This window comes from Streptomyces sp. NPDC057010 (genome assembly GCF_042673805.1).
Classification (GTDB): Bacteria; Actinomycetota; Actinomycetes; order Streptomycetales; family Streptomycetaceae; genus Streptomyces.
Window position 1 is genome coordinate 327,098 of record NZ_JBHUSC010000002.1, and the last position, 17,499, is coordinate 344,596.

The window sequence follows — 17,499 nt, forward strand, 5'->3', positions numbered from 1 at the left end:
CCACCGGGGTGCTTGTTCACCCTTCGAGCAGCCGTTGCCCCACGTATTCGCCGGTGCGCGGACCGGGCGGGACCGCGTACAGGCCGCTGGACTCGTGCCGGATGAACTGCGACAGCGCGTCCCCGCGGTCGAGCTTGCGCTGGACCGGGACGAAGCCGCGCAGCGGGTCGGCCTGCCAGCAGATGAAGAGGAGCCCGGCGTCGGGCGCCCCGTCGGTGCCGATCCCGTCGTGGAAGGAGAAGGGACGCCGCAGCATGGCGGCCCCGCCGTTCTGCTCGGGGGCGGAGATCCGGGCGTGGGCGTTGGACGGGATGACCGGCTTGCCGTCGGGGCCGATCTTGTCGAGCGCCAACTCGGTGGTCTCGCTGCCGCCGGTCAGCGGCGCACCCGTGGCTTTGGTACGGCCGATGACCTGCTCCTGCTGCGCGAGCGACTGCTTGTCCCAGTCGTCGAGGAGCATGCGGATACGCCGCACCACCGCGTACGAGCCCCCTGCCATCCAGGAGTGCTCGGCCGGCCCGGGGCCCGCACCGGGGACGAAGATCCGCTTGTCGAAGTCGGGCTCCGAGGGCTTCGGATTGCCGGTGCCGTCGATCTGGCCCATGAGGTTGCGAGCGGTCATCGGGGTGCCGGTGGCGCCGGGGGACCGGTTGAAGCCGTTCATCTGCCACCGGACCCGGGCGGCGTCCCCGGCGTCCTTCTGGAGGGCGCGCAGCGCGTGGAAGGCGACGAGCCCGTCGTTCGCGCCGATCTGGACCCACAGGTCGCCGTTGCTGCGCTGGGCGTCGAGCCGGTCGGAGGAGAAGTCCGGCAGCGGGTCCAGGGCGACGGGGCGGCGGGCGGTCAGGCCCGTCCGCTCGAAGAAGGAGTGGCCGAAGCCGAAGGTGACCGTGAGGGAGGACGGGCCGGCGTCGAGGGCGATGCCGGTGTCGGAGGACCCGGAGGTCTCGCCCGCCATGAGCAGACGGGCGGTTTCCGACCAGCGCCGCATCAGCGCGGCGGCCTCGGTGCGGCCCGCGCCCGCCACGAGGTCGAAGGCGACGACGTGGCCCTTGGCCTGGAGCGGAGTGGTGATGCCGGCCTGGTGGTCGCCGTGGAAGGCGACCTGGGTGGCGCCGAGGGAGGCCAGGCTTCCGGCGGCCCCTGTGCCGGAGCCGCTCCCGGAGTCGGCGAGCGCGGAGTGCGCCAGGGCGCCGCCCGCGGCGCCGAGCGCGAGCCCGGCGGCGCCCGCGGCGCCGACGGTGCCCAGCAGCCGGCGCCGGGAGATCTCGATGTCGGGGTTGCTCTCGGTCACGCTGTTCAGCCGATCTTCACTGTCTTCTGGACGGTCGTCTGGTCGATGTCGGAGGTACGGAGGGTCACGTCGATGCGCCAATCACCCGCGAGCGGCAGCTGTACCCCGGACGCGCTCCAGTGTCCGGGGGTGGCCTGCTCGGGGACGAGGGGCAGCGGGCCGATGTCCTTCGCGGGGAGGGTGAAGGCCACCTTGATCTCGGGGAGGTCGAAGGGCTTGCCGTCGCCGGACTCGGCCCAGAGGTGCAGGGTGTTGGCTCCGACCCGGCCCGGGTCGAGCTCGAGCCGGACGGTCCCCTTGCCGTTCTGGCCGCCCGTGTCGAAGGGCAGGGTGATCTTGACGGCGCGGTCGGGAACGGCGGTGGTGGCCCCGCTGCGGCCGGTCTCCCGCTCCACGGTGCGCCCGGGTTCGGTGCTGGTGAGGACCGTGGTGACGGCCAGCAGGACCACGGCGATGCCCGCCTCGGCGAGAACGGAGCGGCGCAGGCCTGCGCGGCCCGGGTCGGCGTCCCGGACCTGCTTCTGGCGGGCGTTCTCGCGGGCGGCCTGCTGCCGGGCGAGCTGCGCGGCGCGCTTGGGGTCGGCCGGGACGGTGACGGGCTGTGTTTCACGTGAAACATCGCGCTGCGCGAGGACCTTCGCCGCCCGCCCGGCGACGGCCTCGTCGAGCTCATCCGCCGCGTCGGACTCCGGGGTGTCGGCGAGGCGTGCGGTCCACCTGCGGGAGACGGAGGCGACACCGACGAGGACGGCGACCAGACCGACCTTCACGAGCAGCAGCCGGCCGTAGTCGGTGCCGGTGAGGGCGGACCAGCTGCCGAGCTGCCGCCAGGACTGGTAGACGCCGGTGGCGGTGAGCACCAGGACACTGACGAAGGCGACCCGGGAGAAGCGCCGGACAGCCGCCCGCTCGATGCCGGGGATCTTGTGCAGGGCGACGAGCAGTGCGGCGAGCCCGCCCAGCCATGCGGCGACGGCCAGCAGGTGCAGGATGTCGGCGGGCATGGCGATGCCGGGCTGGATACCGGTGGAGGCGTGCTCCGACAGGGCCCAGGTGGCTGCGATGCCGCCGGAGACGACGGCGCCACCGATGGCCAGGCCGAAGGTGAGGTCGCTGGTGTCGCCGGAATCCCCGGCCTCCCCGGTCTCCTCGCCCTCCCCGGCCTCCTCGGTCTCCTGGTCGGAGCTCTGCACGCGGCGGGCGTAGACCCCGAAGAGGACGGCGATGAAGAGGGCCGCGGCGCCGAGCAGGAGCAGCCGCGAGACCAGCGAGGCCCCGGCCTTGGTCTCCAGGACGGCCTTCAGGGCGTCGAGGTCGAAGGCGTCCGCGAATTTCCCGGACCCGGTGTACGGCCCGCGGAGCACCAGCATCGCCAGGGTGGCGGCGGTCAGGGTGACCCACGCCCGCACGACCAGCTTCTGGAGCGGCCGCTCGGCCGCGCCCCGGCGCCAGCACAGCAGGATGAAGGCGGCGCCGCCTACGAGCACGGTGAATCCGGCGTAGGCGATGTAGCGGGCGATCCCGTAGGCGATGCCGACGGGCCCACCGCCCGCCTGCCGGGTCGGGAGGGCGACCTCGGTGGCCGAGGGTGCGCCGACGGAGAAGGTGAAGGCGCCGGAGATCGGGTGGCTGTCCGCGGAGACGGCCTGCCAGGCGACGGTGTAGGTGCCGTTGGGCAGGCCGGCGTGGAGGGCGGTGCCGTAGCGGACGGTGCTCCCGCTGCACATGTCGCGCAGTTCACCGGTGTCCACGCGCTTGCCCTTGGGGTCCAGGACGCGGATGGAGTCGTCGCCCAGGGCGACCTGCTCCGAGAAGGAGAGCGTGACCTGGGCGGGCGCCGTGGCGACCACCGCCCCGTCCTTGGGGTCGCTCGCTGTGAGTGCGGCGTGCGCCGCGGCCGGGGAGGCCGCGGTGAACAGGGTTGCCAGCAGTGCTGCGAGGACCAGCGCGAACCGCGGCAGGAGTGCCGTGGTGCGGGCGCGGGCCATGGAGGAGGCGGGGGCGGTGGCCGTCATGGCGTGTCGGTTCCTCGTCCGTCAGTGGGCGCTGGAGTTCTGTGCGTTGTACGTCCGTTCCTTCACGTCGAGCTCGACCTTCACGGGGTCGGCCTTCTCGAAGCGCAGCTCCACGGTCACCTTGTCGCCGACCTGCGGGGTGCTCTTGAGGCCCATGAACATGACGTGGTTGCCGCCGCGTTCCAGCTTGAGTTCGCCGTTGGCAGGCACGTCCAGGGACGGGACCTGCTGCATCTTCTGGTCCTTGGTCTCGTGGATCTGCAGATCGTCGGAGAGCGTGGAGGTGACGCCGGTGAGCTTGTCGGCGGTCTTGGAGTCGTTCTTGATGACCATGAACGCGCCGGCCATCTTGTCGTTGACCGGCTGGGGCATGAAGGCGCCGCTGACCTTCATCGTGGGCTTGGCCGCGTCGTTCGAGTCCGAGGAGCCGGAGCAGCCGGATATGCCGAGTGCTGCCGTCAGGGAGAGGGCGGCGGCGAGGGTGCGGGTGGTGCGGGCGTTCACAGGTTCTCCCCCTTGATGATCTTCGGCAGGTCCTTGGTGTAGTCGTCGACGGTGGCGCCCTCGCCGTAGAGGACGTAGCCCTCGTCGGTCTTGGGCGAGAACGCGATGACCTGGGCGCCGTGCATGGAGACGACGCTGCCGTCGGCCTCCTTCTTGGCGGCCTCGATACCGATGCCGAGCGAGCGTGCGGCGGCCTGGATGGTGGCGAAGTCCCCGGTCAGTCCGGTGAAGGACGGGTCCTGGGCCTTGAGCCACGCGCCGAGGGAGGCGGGGGTGTCCCTTTCGGGGTCGGTGGTGACGAAGACGACCTGGAGGTTGTCCTGGTCCGCCTTGGGGAGGGCCTTCTTGGCGACGGCGATGTTGCTCATCGTCAGCGGGCACACGTCGGGGCAGTTGGTGTAGCCGAAGTAGATGAGCGTCGGCTTGCCCTTGGTCTGCTCGCGCAGGTTCCACGGATGGCCGGTGGTGTCCGTCAGGACCAGCTCCGGCTTGGTGAAGGGGCGGTCCAGGACGGTCGCGGCCTTGGCGTTGTTCTGGCCGCCGCTGATCTGGTTGACCTTGGTGGTCTGGGCGGGTTCACCGCCGCAGGCGGTGAGGGTGAGCGCGGCCGCCGCGAGGAGGGCGGCGACCGTCGCACGTGTGGTGCGCATGGAGATGTCCCTGGGATCGGGGATGTCGTGGATGGTTGTGGGCCGCGCGGCGGATCAGGCGGAGCGGCGGCGCGAGGCGACGCCGAATGCGACACCGCCGAGCCCGATGACGATGCCGGCGATGCCGAGGGCGCGCGCCGTCGTGTCGGAGCCGTGCTTGTCGGCGGCCTCGTCGTGGCCGTGCCCGTCGGTCCCGTCCTTGCCGGGGTTCTTGGCGTCGGCCTTCGTGTCACCGGCGTCGTGGTGGTCGTCCGCGCCCTTGGCGGCGGTCAGCTTGAGGACGGGCGCCGGGGTCTGCGGTTCCGGCGCGCCCTCCTTGGCCTCCTCGATCCAGCGGACGACCTCGTTGTTGTCGTACGTCTGGATCGCCTTGAAGACCATCTGGTCGGCGTTCTCGGGGAGCTTGCCGACGGAGACCGGGAACTGCTGGAACTTGCCGGGCTCGATCTTGCCCCCGGACCAGGTCACCTTGGTGACGACTTCGTTGACCTGCTTGCCGTGCACGGTCAGCGGCTTGTCGAGCTTGGTCTTCTCGACGGTGGAGGTCCAACCGGGGATGTCCTGTGGCATGACGGACGTGAGCGGCTGGTCGACCGGGAAGTTGACCTCGAGCTGCGTGGTCGAGGCGTTGTCGCGCTCGTTTGGGACCTTGAAGTTGAGCGTCGCGTAGCCACCCTTGGCGGCCTCTCCGACGGGCTGCACGCCGACGTGCGCGAAGGCGGTGCCGGACAGGACGAGGACGCTGCCGGCAGCGAGGGCGGCGGCGAAGGAGATGCGAGAGGTCTTCATGGCAGAAACACTCCACGGAAGCAGTGGTGACGGTGGCTCCGCGCACGGGCGCGCGCGGAGTTCGCGGCACCGGTGCTCCCACCGTGTGTCCCGGGGAGGGGGGTGCCGCGTCAGGCTGCGAGGGCGAGCGCCGCGGGCGGCCCGCGCCTGATCACCGTGTGCTGGAGTGCCTCCCGGCCGGTCGCGGCCTGGGCTGCCGCCGTCCCCCGCGGGGGCCGCGGTGTACGGGCGGGCGCCCCCGGAAGACCTGCGCCGAGGGCCCGTACGAAAGCCAGTGCGGCACGCAGCGGCCGTACGGGATCGGCTTCGGCGGAGAGCCGGGACAGCTCGACGAGCCGGAACAGCGCGGCGTCGCCGCGGCCGAGCAGCCAGCCCGCGGCGAGCGCGGCCAGCAGGTGGCCGAGCAGCATGGCCGGGCTGAAGAGGCCGGTCGCGGGCGGGGTGGTGCTGACGGCCTGGGTCATGTGGGCGTGTGCGCCGTGGCCCTGTGCGGCCAGGGCGGCCGGGTCCAGGCCGGCTGCCTCCAGGATCCGCCGGGCGTCGGCCGGGCTGAGCGGTACGGAGTTGCCCCCGCACACCAGCCGGGCGGCGAGCGCCGCGAGCGAGCCGTCGGAGGTCGCGGCCGTGGCCTGGGCCGTCCCGGCGCCGTGCTGGCCGAGGCCGAACAGCACGTGCAGCGTGAGCTGTCCGGCGGCGAGCGCGGCGGCGATGCCGGGCAGCGTGCGCCGGCGTCCCGCGAGCGGGGCCGCGACCGCGAAGACGGCGAGGAAGCCCAGGCACAGGGACCACCAGGGCACGGTGGCGCAGGATGCCAGGGCGTGCCCGGCCGCGGACAGCACGACGCAGACCGCGGTGAACACCGCGGCCCGGATCAGCCGGAGGCCGGCTCCGGCCTGCGTCGCGTGGGGGGCAGTCATGGCCGGGCCATCATCGCACTGCGCTTAGGGCTTTCATACGGCAGGTCCGGAAGGTCCCTTGAGTCCCCCTGGAACACCCCTCGAACGCCCCCTCGCAGGGCCTCCGCGCGCCTCTCTCGGCACGTCCGCACCCACCCGCAACGACCGGCCGCGCCGCATACACCGGTGCCCGGGAGAGCCGCATCGGCCGAACGGGGGCAATGAGGACTCCGACTGCCGCCGGGGCGCTTACGGCCCCCCGAGGGCGGCAATAGGTAACCGTATGAGCATCTGGTGGTCTCTCCACTTGAGGCGCGAAGCCGCGAGCGTGCCGCTCGCCAGGCGACTGCTGCTGGGGACGATGGAGACCGCGGGGGTGGACCCGGACATCTCCTTCGATCTCTCGGTGGCGCTGAGCGAGGCTTGCGCGAACGCGGTGGAGCACGGCGGGGGCGACGGCATCCCGGACGAGGCCGAGGCGTACCACGTCACGGCCTATCTGGACGGGGACCGCTGCCGCATCGAGGTGACCGACTCGGGGCCGGGGTTCCCGCCCGCGACGGTGGCCCGCCTCAGACCCTCGCTCGCCGAGCACGGCCGGGGCCTGCACCTGATCGCCGAACTCGCCGACCACGTCCGCTTCCGCAACAGGCCGGGCCGCGGCGCGGTGGTGAGCTTCGACAAGATGCTGAAGTGGCGCGACGACGCGCTGCTGAAGGTGTCGTAGGAACGCCGAGGGGCGGGCACCCGGTACCGGGAGCCCGCCCCTCGTCACCCACGAGCCGTTTCGCCGGCCGTGCGTCAGCCCTTGAGGCGCGCCATCCAGGCCTCGACCTCGACCGACGTGCGGGGCAACCCGGCCGACAGGTTCCGGTTGCCGTCCTCGGTGACGAGGATGTCGTCCTCGATCCGGACGCCGATGCCGCGGTACTCCTCGGGCACGGTCAGGTCGTCGGCCTGGAAGTACAGACCCGGCTCGACGGTCAGGCACATGCCCGGCTCCAGCGTGCCGTCGACGTACGCCTCGGTGCGCGCCGCGGCGCAGTCGTGGACGTCCATGCCGAGCATGTGGCCGGTGCCGTGCAGGGTCCAGCGGCGCTGCAGGCCGAGCTCCAGGACGCGCTCGACCGGGCCCTCCAGCAGGCCCCACTCGACGAGCTTCTCGGCCAGCACGTGCTGGGAGGCGTCGTGGAAGTCGCGGAACTTCGCACCCGGCTTGACGGCGGCGATGCCGGCTTCCTGGGACTCGTAGACCGCGTCGTAGATCTTGCGCTGGATGTCGGTGTACGTGCCGTTGATCGGCAGCGTGCGCGTGACGTCGGCGGTGTAGAGGGAGTGGGTCTCCACACCAGCGTCGAGCAGCAGCAGGTCGCCGGAGCGGACGTCGCCGTCGTTGCGGACCCAGTGCAGGGTGCAGGCGTGCGGGCCGGCGGCGCAGATCGAGCCGTAGCCGACGTCGTTGCCCTCGACGCGGGCGCGCAGGAAGAAGGTGCCCTCGATGTAGCGCTCGGAGGTGGCCTCGGCCTTGTCGAGGACCTTCACGACGTCCTCGAAGCCGCGGACGGTGGAGTCGACGGCCTTCTGGAGCTCGCCGATCTCGAAGTCGTCCTTCACGGCACGGGCCTCGGAGAGGTAGACGCGCAGTTCCTCGTCGCGCTCCTTGGTCACCTTGTCGGTGAGGGCGGACTCGATGACCGAGTCGTGGCCGCGCACGCTCCGGACCGGGCCCTCGGCCTCGGTGAGGGCCTCGGCGAGCTCGCGCACGTCCTTGGCGGGGATGCCCAGGAGCTGCTCGGCCTCGGAGAGGGAGTGGCGGCGGCCGACCCACAGCTCGCCCTGGCCGGACAGCCAGAACTCGCCGTTCTCGCGGTCGGAGCGCGGCAGCAGGTAGACGGTGGCCGTGTGGCCGGTCTCCCCGGTGGGCTCCAGGACCAGGACGCCGTTCTCGGTCTGGTCACCGGTGAGGTACGCGTACTCGGTCGACGCGCGGAAGGGGTACTCGGTGTCGTTCGAGCGGGTCTTCAGACGGCCCGCGGGGACGACGAGGCGCTCGCCGGGGAAGCGGGCGGACAGCGCGGCGCGCCGGGCGGCGGTGTGCTCGGCCTGCGCGATGGGCTCCAGTCCGTGCAGCTCGGTGTCCGCCCAGCCGGAGCGCATGTTCTCGGCGAGTTCGTCGCTGACGCCCGGGTACAGCCCGTTCTTGCGCTGCTTGTGCGTCTTCTTGGGCTGCTCTTCTTCCGGGGTCTCCGGGGTGAGCTCGTCAGCCACGTCTTCTCCTCAGCTACGACAGACACGGACCTGGGTGTGGACCTCATCCATCGTATGTGCGACCGGACGGCTCCCGGCGGGACGTGTGCCCTATCACACAAACAGCGACAAATGCCGCATTCAATGCCAGATCTGCGGATTGCTCGGATCAATCGAACCGGGCGGCGAGCAGCACGATGTCCTCGGGGAGGTCGGCCGGCTCCTCCTCCGGCAGCACGGTCCGCAGGATGTGGTCGCAGAGCGCGGACGGGTCGTCCCGGGCGGCACGGGGCACTCCCGCGGCCGCCGCGTGCAGCCGGGCGTAGGCCCGGTCCATCGGGTCGCCGGTACGGCGCAGCAGCCCGTCCGTGTACAGCAGCACCGTTTCTCCGGATGCGGGCTCGAGCTCCACGCTCGGCGCCTCCCAGCAGGACAGCATCCCCAGCGGTGCGGAGAGCGAGGTCTCCACGTACTCGGTACGGCGCTCGCCGATCAGCAGCGGCGGGGTGTGCCCGGCCCCGGCCAGGATGATCTTGCGCTGGGCGGGCTCGCAGTAGGCGAAGAGCGCGGTGGCCGAGCGCGCCGGCTCGGTGAGGCGCAGCAGCAGTTCCAGGTCGGACAGGACGGCGACGGGGTCCTCGCCCTCCATGACGGCATAGGCCCGCAGGGAGGCGCGCAGCCGGCCCATCGCGGCGACGGCGCTCGGACCGGAGCCGGTGACGGAGCCGACGGCCAGTCCCAGGGCGCCCTCGGGCAGCGGCAGGGCGTCGTACCAGTCGCCCCCGCCGAGGGGGCCGGTGTGGTGGCGGGCGGCGAGCTGGACCCCGGGGACCCGGGGGAGCCGGCTGGGCAGCAGTTCCTCGGCGACGGTGGCCAGGCGCGAGCGGGAGCGCTCCACTTCCAGCATCCGGGCCAGGTGTTCGGCGGCGTGCCGCACGTACAGGCCGACGAGGTCGCGCTGGCGCTCGCCCGGCTCGGCCTGCTCGTCGTAGAGCCAGACGGCGGCGCCCAGCCGGCCGGTGGCCTCCGCGGTGAGCGGCAGCGCGTAGCTGGCGGCGTAGCCGAGACGGGCGGCGACCTCGCGGTGGCGGGGATCGAGGGGGGCGGAGAAGCCGCCGGTGCCGGCGGGGGCGTCCGGTTCGGGGAGCACCTCGGAGCCGCCGTGGGCGTCGGGGAGCCCGTCGAGGATGCGGCCGTACGAGGTGGCGCTGCGCGGCACGGTCTCGATGTGCCCGAGGTCGGCGTGGCCGAGGCCGAGGCCGATGGTGCTGGTGGGGCCGAGCCCGTCGGAGGGCTCCAGGACGATCAGGCCGCGCCGGGCTCCGACGAGCGCCGCGCCGGCGCGCAGGAACTCGTGGAGGGAGGAGTCGAGATCGCCGGTGCGGGCCAGGCGCTCGGTGAGTTCGTGGAGGGTGGTGAGGTCCGAGACCATGCCCGCGAGCCGGTCCTGGATGAGACTGCCCGGGCCGGGTACGGGGGCCGGGGCGGGAGCGGTTCGTGCGGGCGTGGGCGCCACAGTGTGCGGTGACGCCGGAACTGTTGGATCGATTCCAGCCACTTTCGGCAGATGCGGGGCGCTCATGGCGTCCGCCTTTCCACCTGGTGCGATTCGCCATATAGCATCGCAAACCCCCAGATCGTGCTGCGCCGCCATCAAGGAATCCACATCTACACGCACACATGGATGCATGTCCAGCATTGCCCAGGTGGGAATCCTGGTGTCCGTGGGACGGCAACTCACGGTCCGGCCAAGGCTAGAACTTGGCCGGAAAAAGCTGGAAGCCGACGGTTTTTGAGGTCGACTGGGCGGGCTCCACAAGGGGTTCGGGTACGTAATCGGTAGTGCCCGGGGCGAGTTGGCCCCGCCCCGGCCCGGCCCGGGAACCGTCCGGTGCGGGCCGTCGTCCTTAGCGGCGGCAGCCGGTCTGGGCACCGGTGCGGGTCGCGCTTCGCCCCCGCCGGACGTTTGATGGACCCGTAAGAAAACTGCACGAACCGTGTGAACCTGCTTATAGCGGACAGTGACGCGAAACGTGTACGTGTGGTGAGACACCGCTTACATGGTGTGATGTGGCCCTCGGCGTTCAACGGAAAGGAACGAGCGCTCATGCGCGAGATCCTCGGAAGGCGTCTCCAGCGGCTCCGCGATCGCTTTCAATCCCTGCGCCCCGCCCCGGGACGGAGCGGCGGCACGCCGGCTCTCCTCGACGCGGCGCTCACCTGCGCCACCGCATGGCAGTGGCCCGTGCTGCCCGGCGTCGGCCGGTCCGCCGCGGACGGCTCGCGATGCGCCTGCCCCGACCCCGACTGCGTCGTCCCCGGCGCCCACCCCTTCGACCCCGGTCTGCTCGCCGCCACCACCGACCCCCGGATGGTGACCTGGTGGTGGACCAACCGGCCCACCGCCCCCGTCCTGATGGCCACCGGCGGGACCGCCCCGTGCGCGGTGAGCCTCCCGGCCGGTGCGGCCGCGCGGGCCCTCGTACGGCTCGACGCGCAGGGCATGCGGCTCGGGCCGGTCGTGGCCACGCCCACCCGCTGGTCGCTGCTCGTGGCGCCGTACTCGCTGGAGCGGCTCGGCGAACTCCTCTACGCCAAGGACCAGGTGCCCTCTTCGCTGCGCTTCCACGGTGAGGGCGGCTATCTGTTGCTGCCGCCGTCCGCCGCGTCCAGCGGTGGGCAGGTGCGCTGGGAGCGGGAACCGCGGCCGGGGCCGCGGCGGCCCGGCGCGGCGCGTCTCTGGCTGCCCGAGGTCGAGGCGGTCGTCGACGCGCTGGTCGAGGCGAGCAGCGGCGCGCCCGGCGGCGGCAGCAGGCTCGCCTACTGACCCGCCCGCCACCCGCAGATCACTCGTACGGGTGCCAGCGGGACGGGTTTCCAAGGGAATTGGGCGCGGGGATCTCCGTGCCCCATTCCCGCCTCGCTATCTTCGGCGAATGAATCTCCGCCTGATCGGTATCGGCGCCGGTGTGCTGATCATCTTGTCGCTCCCGCTGGCCGGCGCGATCGCCGGACCGGATTTCGCCGGTCGGGATGACGGAAAAGGCGGCGGCCTGTTCTCGACGCTCGGGCTTTCCGACTCCTCGCGCACCGCTCCCGAGCGGCCCGCGGCCTCGCCGGAACCATCGGATGCGCCCGCACAGCCCGGCCCGTCCGAACAGCCCCGTACGGATTCCACCTGCGGACCGGAGGTGTCCTCGCCCCACGGAGTGGAGGCGCAGACCTGCGTGCTGGTCGCCGAAGGCCGGACGTGGGGCCGGAGTTACTACCGGAACACCAGTGGGCACGCGCTCGACGCCGTGCTGACGGTGATGGGACCGGCCGGGCGGACGGTGCAGATCCGGTGCGCGGTCGGCCCGGGCGACGAGCCGGGATTGTGCGAGACGCCGAGGGAGGAGTCTGCCGGAGCTCCGGACGGCTACTCGGCAGTTGCGGAGTTTGCAGTTCCGGATGATGAAGGACAGCTGCTCCTGCGGTCCGGGAGCAACTCACCGGCACCGGGTGACGGTTGAGCACCGCCGAAATGGAAGGACCCGGTCGCTGGCGACGGGGGATGCACCAGCGACCGGGCTACAAGAACGGTAACAAGAGATCGCCTGTTCGCAAATTCGATCTCTGATATTCAGACACCGATTTGCAGACGATTAGCGGGAGTTGTGACTCCTGTCACCGGATCTGCGCGGGGGCGCGGGTCAGCTGAGGGTCACCTGGCGGTTGGTGAGTCCGCCGCGCGCCCGGCGCTCCTCCGTGGTCAGCGGTGCGTCCGAGGCCAGAGCCCCGGCCAGCCGCTCCGCGAGCTCCGCCGCGGGCTTCTCGACGTCCTCGGCCGTGACTCCGGTGGGCAGGTCCCAGACCGGGACCATGAGGCCGTGCGCACGGAAGGAACCCACGAGCTTCGTGCCCTCGCCGAGGGAGGAGGTGCCCGCCGCGTGCAGCCGCGCGAGGGCGTCGAGCAGCTTCTCCTCGGGGTGCGGCATGACCCAGCGCAGGTGGTTCTTCTCCGGCGTCTCGCACCAGTAGGCAGCGTCCACGCCGGCCAGCTTGACGGTGGGGATGGCGGCCGCGTTGGCGCGCTCGAGCGAGGCGGCGATCTCCGGGGAGGCGCTCTGGGCGCTCTCCGCTTCCGGAATCCAGAATTCGAAGCCGCTGTGCACAACCGGCTCGAAACCGCCGTCGGCGTCCAGGAGATCCTGAAGTCGCGGCCCCTCGACCGGAACCCGGCGGGCCGGAACAGGAGTTCCAGGCTCCGCTACGAGGGCGCGCTCCAGGGTGTCGGCCATGTCGCGGCCGAGGTCCCCGGTGGAGGACTCGTTCTGCAGGCCGAGCAGGACGGATCCGTCCTCACGGCGCAGCGCCGGCCACGCCATGGGCAGTACGGTCACCAGCGTGACGGAGGGGACGCCCTCCGGCAGGCCGCCCTTGAGGGTCAGCGGGACGGTGGCCGCGGGGACGAGCTCGCGCAGCGCGACCCAGTCGCACTCTCCGGGCAGGCCCTCGAAGGGGCGCTGCACGTGCGCGGTGACGGCGTGCGCCGCGGCCGCGCCGTGGCAGGCCTTGTAGCGGCGCCCGGATCCGCAGGGGCAGGGCTCGCGGGCGCCCACCACCGGGATCTCACCGTTCTTGAGCTGCGGCTTTGCAGTCTTGGTTGCGGGGCGCTTCTTGGCCATCGTGCATGTCTCCCGGTTGCGGCGGTACGGCGTCGTCTCTGGGCGCGAGCCTAGCCGTTCGTACCGCCGGAACCGGTGGGGTGCGGCCGGGAGCACGGTCGGCGTGCGCTCCCGGACGGCCGCTTCGTACGGATGACCGGTATTGCTGTGTGTGCTGTTGTGCCTGCTGCCCGGATCCCGATTTCAGGGGTCCAGATCGTCGAAGGCCGTACTGAAGTCGATCGCCGGGGGCGCAACGCGCGTAGCGAAATCCTCGTGCCGGGCCCCACCTGCGACGATCACCCAGACGGTGACCTCGCCTGACGCTCCATCCCGGACACCCCAGTCCTGGGCCAGGGCGCTGATGATGTTCAGCCCCCGGCCGCCGCGTGCGGTGACCGAGGGCGTCGCAGGAACAGGGCGAGTGGGCCCGCCCCCGTCCGTCACCTCGACCGTCAGCCGCCCCGAATTGTCGACGCGCCATGCGGCGCGTATCTCCCCGTCCCCGACTTCCCGCGTGCCCAGTGGCCTGCCGTGTCGGCATGCGTTGCTGAGCAGTTCGGAAAGGATCAGTACGGCATCGTCCACGACCGATTCGGACACCCCGCTGATTCGCAATTGCTCGCGCATCCGGTGTCTCGCTTCGCCCACGCCCGCAGGACCATGGCGTACGTCCATGCACGACGACGTGGGCACTTCCTGTGCCACCACCAACGCCACCCCCGGAACCTCCTTAGCCCCACGCATGGTCTGGATGCCCCAATGGCCTGGACCGGAAACCGCCGAAGCGGAGCCCTCTGACGCATTGGCGACGGGCGAATGCGGAGCGGATGCGCCGGAGCACACCCTGTAACGGGTGGGGTGAGGGTGAGGCGTGCGCAAAAAGGGACGTCAGCGCCCCAGTTGGGACAGAACCTGACGGGGTCTGTTCGTAATGATCGCTTCTACGCCGAGATCAGCGCACAGCTGAACGTCTTCCGGATTGTTCACGGTCCATACGTGTACGGAGTGGCCCGCGGCCTGGAGCTTGCGGACGAAGGCGGGATGGTTGCGCACGATGCGCATCCCCGGCCCGGCGATCCGCACCCCGGCGGGCAGCCGGCCGTCACGCATCCGGGGCGAGATGAACTGCATGAGGTACACGGTCGGGACGGTCGGGGCGGCCGCGCGCACCCGGTGCAGGGAACGCGCGGAGAAGCTCATCACCCGCACGGGGTGGGGGCCCTCCGCGGGCGGGGCGTCCAGGCCGAAGCGCTTGAGGAGGAACAGGAGGCGCTCCTCCACCTGTCCGGCCCAGCGGGTCGGGTGCTTCGTCTCGATGGCGAGCTGCACCGGCCGCTCGGCGTCGGAGACCAGCTCCATCAGGCGTTCCAGGGTGAGGACGGAGGTGCGCTCGGGGTCCGAGTCCCAGTCGGGGGACTCCTCGCGGTCCTTCCAGGAGCCGAAGTCGAGGGCCGCGAGATCGGCGAGCTCCAGGGCGGAGACGGCGCCGCGGCCGTTGGAGGTGCGGTTCACCCGGCGGTCGTGGACCAGCACCAGATGGCCGTCGGCGGTGAGCCGGACATCGCACTCGAGGGCATCGGCGCCGTCCTCGATGGCCTTCCGGTAGGCGGCCAGGGTGTGCTCGGGGGCATCCTCCGAGGCGCCTCGGTGGGCGACGACCTGGATGGGGCGCGGCGTTGCGTGGGTCACCGGGCCATGGTGCCACCGAGGAGCCCCCCGGCGTCGAGCTCGCCTCCTGCGGATGCGCCCGGAATGCCGGATATAAAGAATGACGGTGGATGCACAGGTCCGGCTTACAGTGCTCTGACGGGTCATGGGAAAGGCTTTGCCCAGGAACTTGTGCGGCACGTCGAACGTTCAGCCGGACCGATCGCCAGAGATTTCCGAAGCCGTGTGTGACGAGGAGAGAGCGCTGTGAGCACCGAGAACGAGGGCACCGCGGCCCCCGCAACCCCCGTGGCCCCGTCCGCACCCCCTGCTCCGCAGCCGGCCGACGCACCCCGGGCCGCCGCGCCCGCCGCCGCTCCGGCCCCGGCGCCCGCGCCCGGAGCCGCCGAGCCGGCGACCCAGCAGCTCCCGCCGACGCCCGCACCCGGCACGGAGCCGACCCAGCAGATCCCGCCCGCCCCGGAGCCTCCGGCCCCGGCCGCCCCGGCTCCCGCCCCGGCCGCCCACGGCGCCGAGGGCTGGCCTCCCCCGCCGCCCACCGTGCCCGCGTACGGCGGCGGCGGCCACGGCGGCGGCGCCTGGGGCGCTCCCCTGACCGCGGACGGCACCCCGCAGCCCAAGCCGAAGGGCAAGGGCGGCCTCATCGCGGGCGTGCTCGTGGCGGCCCTCATCGCGGGCGGCATCGGCGGCGGCGTCGGCTACTGGGCCGCCGAGCGCAGCGACAACGGCACCGGCTCGACCACGATCAGCGCCGGCAACACCCCCAAGGAGCTCAAGCGCGACGCGGGCTCCATCGCGGGCCTGGCCGCCGGCGCACTGCCCAGCGTGGTCACCATCGAGGCCTCGGCGGGCGACGGCGAGGGCGGCACCGGCACCGGGTTCGTCTACGACCAGCAGGGCCACATCCTCACCAACAACCACGTCGTGGCCTCCGCCGCGAACGGCGGCAAGCTCACCGCGACCTTCTCCGACGGCAAGAAGTACGAGGCCGAGGTGGTGGGCCGGGCCCAGGGCTACGACGTCGCCGTCCTGAAGCTGAAGAACCCCCCGGCCGGTCTCAAGCCGCTGCCGCTCGGCGACTCCGAGAAGGTCGCCGTCGGCGACCCCACCATCGCGATCGGCGCCCCCTTCGGCCTGTCCAACACGGTCACCACCGGCATCGTCAGCGCCAAGAACCGCCCGGTGGCCTCCGGTGACGGCTCCGGCGGCAAGAACTCGTACATGAGCGCGCTCCAGACGGACGCCTCGATCAACCCGGGCAACTCCGGCGGCCCGCTGCTCGACGGGCGCGGCGCCGTCATCGGCATCAACTCCGCGATCCAGTCCGCCGGCAACGGCGGCTTCGGCGGCGGCCAGGCCGGTTCGATCGGCCTCGGCTTCGCCATTCCGATCAATCAGGCCAAGAACGTCGCCGAGCAGCTGATCAAGACCGGCAAGCCGGTGTACCCGGTCATCTCGGTCTCCGTGGACCTCCAGGCCAAGGCCGAGGGCGCCAAGATCTCCGAGCAGGGCGCGCCCGCCAACGACCTGGTCGACCCCAACGGCCCGGCCGGCAAGGCCGGTCTCAAGCCCGGCGACGTCATCACCGAGTTCGGCGGCAAGCCGGTCGACAGCGGCCCGACGCTGATCAGCCTGATCTGGACCTACAAGCCGGGCGACACGGTCCCGCTGACCTACCTGCGCGGCGGCAAGCCGACCACGGTCGACATCACCCTCGGCTCGCGGATCGGTGACAAGTAGCGGACGCGTGATCGCCGCGCAGCCGATCACCCGGACGCAACCGGTGGCTTGATGGCGAGGGGCCGTGGGCGCGATTCCGCCTACGGCCCCTCCCAACGTCCGCTTATGCTTCACGGGTGTTCGATTCCCGGCACATACGGACGTTCCACGCGGTGGTCGCCTCCGGGTCCTACTCGGCGGCCGCCCGCGTGCTCGGGTACACCCAGCCCGCCATCACCCAGCAGATGAAGGCGCTCGAACGCGCCGTCGGGACCCCGCTGTTCACCCGCGTGGGCAGAAAGATGCAGCTCACCGAGGCCGGGGAGTCCCTCTCCCGGCACGCCGAGACCATCCTCGGCAGTCTCTCCGCCGCCGAGGCCCAGCTGAAGGCCTACGCACGGCTGCGCACCGGCCGGGTCCGGCTGTGCGGCTTCCCCAGTGCCAACGTCACCCTCGTCCCCGAGGCCCTGAGCGGCCTGGCCAAGGATCATCCGGGAATCCAGGTCGAGCTGCTGGAGGGAGAGCCCCCGGACTCCCTGCGCCGGCTGGAGCGGGGGGAGTGCGACATCACCCTGGCCTTCACCTATCCCGGGCTCCACGAGGAGATCCCCGAGGAGGTCGCCGAGGTCAGGCTGCTGGAAGACCAGCTCACGGTGCTGCTCCCGACCGGGCACCCGCTGGCCCGGCGGCGCGCCGTGCACCTGGCGGACCTCGCCGAGGAGCGGTGGATCGCCGGCTGTCCGCGCTGCCGCGCGAACCTGCTGCACGAGTGCGCGGAGCTGGGATTCGTGCCCGACATCCGCTTCGCCAGCGACGACAACCTGGTGGTGCAGAGCCTGGTCGCACAGGGCCTGGGCGTGGCGATGATGCCCGCGCTGGTGCTGCCCTCCCTCTCCCTGACCCGGGTCTGCGGACGCCCTCTGCAACCCGCTGCCCGCCGTCACATCGCCGCCTACGTGTACCGCGACCACCTGAGGATCCCGGCGACGGCCGAGGTGCTCGACGAGCTGAAGCGGGTGGCGGCGAACCGCGTCGGCTGCTGACCGCCGCCGCCCCATACATAAGCGG

The 17,499-nt window shown here is 71.9% G+C and carries 15 protein-coding genes and 1 pseudogene; 5 read left to right on the forward strand and 11 right to left on the reverse strand.

Features of this window, described 5'->3' with window-relative positions; genetic code table 11:
• Positions 1 to 16 precede the first annotated feature (16 nt).
• From efeB to ACFTXQ_RS04070, 6 genes are all read right to left on the reverse strand, one after another.
• Entirely contained in the window at positions 17 to 1,303 is a 1,287-nt protein-coding gene (gene efeB / locus ACFTXQ_RS04045) for an iron uptake transporter deferrochelatase/peroxidase subunit (protein WP_382635786.1), read from the reverse strand.
• Positions 1,300 to 3,309 (reverse strand): copper resistance CopC/CopD family protein, encoded by a 2,010-nt coding sequence (locus tag ACFTXQ_RS04050; protein ID WP_382635627.1) that lies wholly within the window; start codon positions 3,307 to 3,309, stop codon positions 1,300 to 1,302. Before ACFTXQ_RS04050 ends, efeB begins: the two co-directional genes overlap by 4 nt.
• Before the next feature lie 21 nt (positions 3,310 to 3,330).
• Positions 3,331 to 3,813 carry a copper chaperone PCu(A)C gene (locus ACFTXQ_RS04055; protein WP_382635629.1) on the reverse strand — a complete coding sequence of 161 codons (483 nt, stop codon included), beginning with the start codon at positions 3,811 to 3,813 and terminating at the stop codon, positions 3,331 to 3,333.
• Positions 3,810 to 4,463, reverse strand: coding sequence for an SCO family protein (locus tag ACFTXQ_RS04060; protein ID WP_382635631.1), 654 nt, complete (start codon positions 4,461 to 4,463; stop codon positions 3,810 to 3,812). Before ACFTXQ_RS04060 ends, ACFTXQ_RS04055 begins: the two co-directional genes overlap by 4 nt.
• Before the next feature lie 54 nt (positions 4,464 to 4,517).
• Positions 4,518 to 5,252: a YcnI family protein gene (locus tag ACFTXQ_RS04065; protein ID WP_382635633.1), complete on the reverse strand. Its 735-nt coding sequence runs from the start codon at positions 5,250 to 5,252 to the stop codon at positions 4,518 to 4,520.
• 110 nt (positions 5,253 to 5,362) lie between these two features.
• Positions 5,363 to 6,169, reverse strand: a complete 807-nt coding sequence (locus ACFTXQ_RS04070; protein WP_382635635.1) for a hypothetical protein — start codon at positions 6,167 to 6,169, stop codon at positions 5,363 to 5,365.
• A gap of 262 nt (positions 6,170 to 6,431) precedes the next feature.
• On the opposite strand from ACFTXQ_RS04070, the gene ACFTXQ_RS04075 reads away from it, so the two are divergent.
• Positions 6,432 to 6,875 (forward strand): ATP-binding protein, encoded by a 444-nt coding sequence (locus tag ACFTXQ_RS04075; RefSeq protein WP_382635636.1) that lies wholly within the window; start codon positions 6,432 to 6,434, stop codon positions 6,873 to 6,875.
• A 74-nt stretch (positions 6,876 to 6,949) separates the two neighbouring features.
• Here the strand turns inward: ACFTXQ_RS04075 and ACFTXQ_RS04080 are convergent, their stop codons facing one another.
• Both ACFTXQ_RS04080 and ACFTXQ_RS04085 read right to left on the reverse strand, forming a co-directional pair.
• Positions 6,950 to 8,416 carry an aminopeptidase P family protein gene (locus tag ACFTXQ_RS04080; RefSeq protein ID WP_382635638.1) on the reverse strand — a complete coding sequence of 489 codons (1,467 nt, stop codon included), beginning with the start codon at positions 8,414 to 8,416 and terminating at the stop codon, positions 6,950 to 6,952.
• Positions 8,417 to 8,564: 148 nt separating this feature from the next.
• On the reverse strand, positions 8,565 to 10,094 hold the full coding sequence (locus ACFTXQ_RS04085) for a PP2C family protein-serine/threonine phosphatase (RefSeq protein WP_382635640.1): 1,530 nt from the start codon (positions 10,092 to 10,094) through the stop codon (positions 8,565 to 8,567).
• A 408-nt stretch (positions 10,095 to 10,502) separates the two neighbouring features.
• Here ACFTXQ_RS04085 and ACFTXQ_RS04090 point away from each other — a divergent pair, with 408 nt between their 5' ends.
• Together ACFTXQ_RS04090 and ACFTXQ_RS04095 are read left to right on the forward strand one after the other, a co-directional pair.
• On the forward strand, positions 10,503 to 11,222 hold the full coding sequence (locus ACFTXQ_RS04090) for a bifunctional DNA primase/polymerase (RefSeq protein WP_382635642.1): 720 nt from the start codon (positions 10,503 to 10,505) through the stop codon (positions 11,220 to 11,222).
• A gap of 109 nt (positions 11,223 to 11,331) precedes the next feature.
• A complete protein-coding gene (locus tag ACFTXQ_RS04095; RefSeq protein WP_382635644.1) occupies positions 11,332 to 11,907 on the forward strand; it encodes a hypothetical protein in 576 nt (191 codons plus the stop codon).
• Between the two features lie 180 nt (positions 11,908 to 12,087).
• Here the strand turns inward: ACFTXQ_RS04095 and ACFTXQ_RS04100 are convergent, their stop codons facing one another.
• The 3 genes and pseudogenes from ACFTXQ_RS04100 to ACFTXQ_RS04110 all read right to left on the reverse strand — a co-directional run bounded on the left by ACFTXQ_RS04100 (position 12,088) and on the right by ACFTXQ_RS04110 (position 14,733).
• Positions 12,088 to 13,062 (reverse strand): DUF5926 family protein, encoded by a 975-nt coding sequence (locus tag ACFTXQ_RS04100; protein WP_382635646.1) that lies wholly within the window; start codon positions 13,060 to 13,062, stop codon positions 12,088 to 12,090.
• Positions 13,063 to 13,245: 183 nt separating this feature from the next.
• Positions 13,246 to 13,847 (reverse strand): annotated as a pseudogene (locus ACFTXQ_RS04105) (ATP-binding protein).
• Positions 13,848 to 13,932: 85 nt separating this feature from the next.
• Positions 13,933 to 14,733: a glycerophosphodiester phosphodiesterase gene (locus ACFTXQ_RS04110; RefSeq protein WP_382635648.1), complete on the reverse strand. Its 801-nt coding sequence runs from the start codon at positions 14,731 to 14,733 to the stop codon at positions 13,933 to 13,935.
• A gap of 225 nt (positions 14,734 to 14,958) precedes the next feature.
• Here ACFTXQ_RS04110 and ACFTXQ_RS04115 point away from each other — a divergent pair, with 225 nt between their 5' ends.
• Positions 14,959 to 16,452 carry a S1C family serine protease gene (locus ACFTXQ_RS04115; protein WP_382635650.1) on the forward strand — a complete coding sequence of 498 codons (1,494 nt, stop codon included), beginning with the start codon at positions 14,959 to 14,961 and terminating at the stop codon, positions 16,450 to 16,452.
• 116 nt (positions 16,453 to 16,568) lie between these two features.
• Positions 16,569 to 17,474: a LysR family transcriptional regulator gene (locus ACFTXQ_RS04120; RefSeq protein WP_382635652.1), complete on the forward strand. Its 906-nt coding sequence runs from the start codon at positions 16,569 to 16,571 to the stop codon at positions 17,472 to 17,474.
• The last annotated feature ends 25 nt before the right edge of the window (positions 17,475 to 17,499 follow it).

Coding starts and splice junctions, on each gene's coding strand:
- ACFTXQ_RS04095 (WP_382635644.1), top strand. CDS start 11,332: ATGAATCTCCGCCTGATCGGTATCGGCGCCGGTGTGCTGATCATCTTG.
- ACFTXQ_RS04075 (WP_382635636.1), top strand. CDS start 6,432: ATGAGCATCTGGTGGTCTCTCCACTTGAGGCGCGAAGCCGCGAGCGTG.
- ACFTXQ_RS04060 (WP_382635631.1), bottom strand. CDS start 4,463: ATGCGCACCACACGTGCGACGGTCGCCGCCCTCCTCGCGGCGGCCGCG.
- ACFTXQ_RS04070 (WP_382635635.1), bottom strand. CDS start 6,169: ATGACTGCCCCCCACGCGACGCAGGCCGGAGCCGGCCTCCGGCTGATC.
- ACFTXQ_RS04085 (WP_382635640.1), bottom strand. CDS start 10,094: ATGCTGGACATGCATCCATGTGTGCGTGTAGATGTGGATTCCTTGATG.
- ACFTXQ_RS04065 (WP_382635633.1), bottom strand. CDS start 5,252: ATGAAGACCTCTCGCATCTCCTTCGCCGCCGCCCTCGCTGCCGGCAGC.
- ACFTXQ_RS04090 (WP_382635642.1), top strand. CDS start 10,503: ATGCGCGAGATCCTCGGAAGGCGTCTCCAGCGGCTCCGCGATCGCTTT.
- ACFTXQ_RS04050 (WP_382635627.1), bottom strand. CDS start 3,309: ATGACGGCCACCGCCCCCGCCTCCTCCATGGCCCGCGCCCGCACCACG.
- ACFTXQ_RS04100 (WP_382635646.1), bottom strand. CDS start 13,062: ATGGCCAAGAAGCGCCCCGCAACCAAGACTGCAAAGCCGCAGCTCAAG.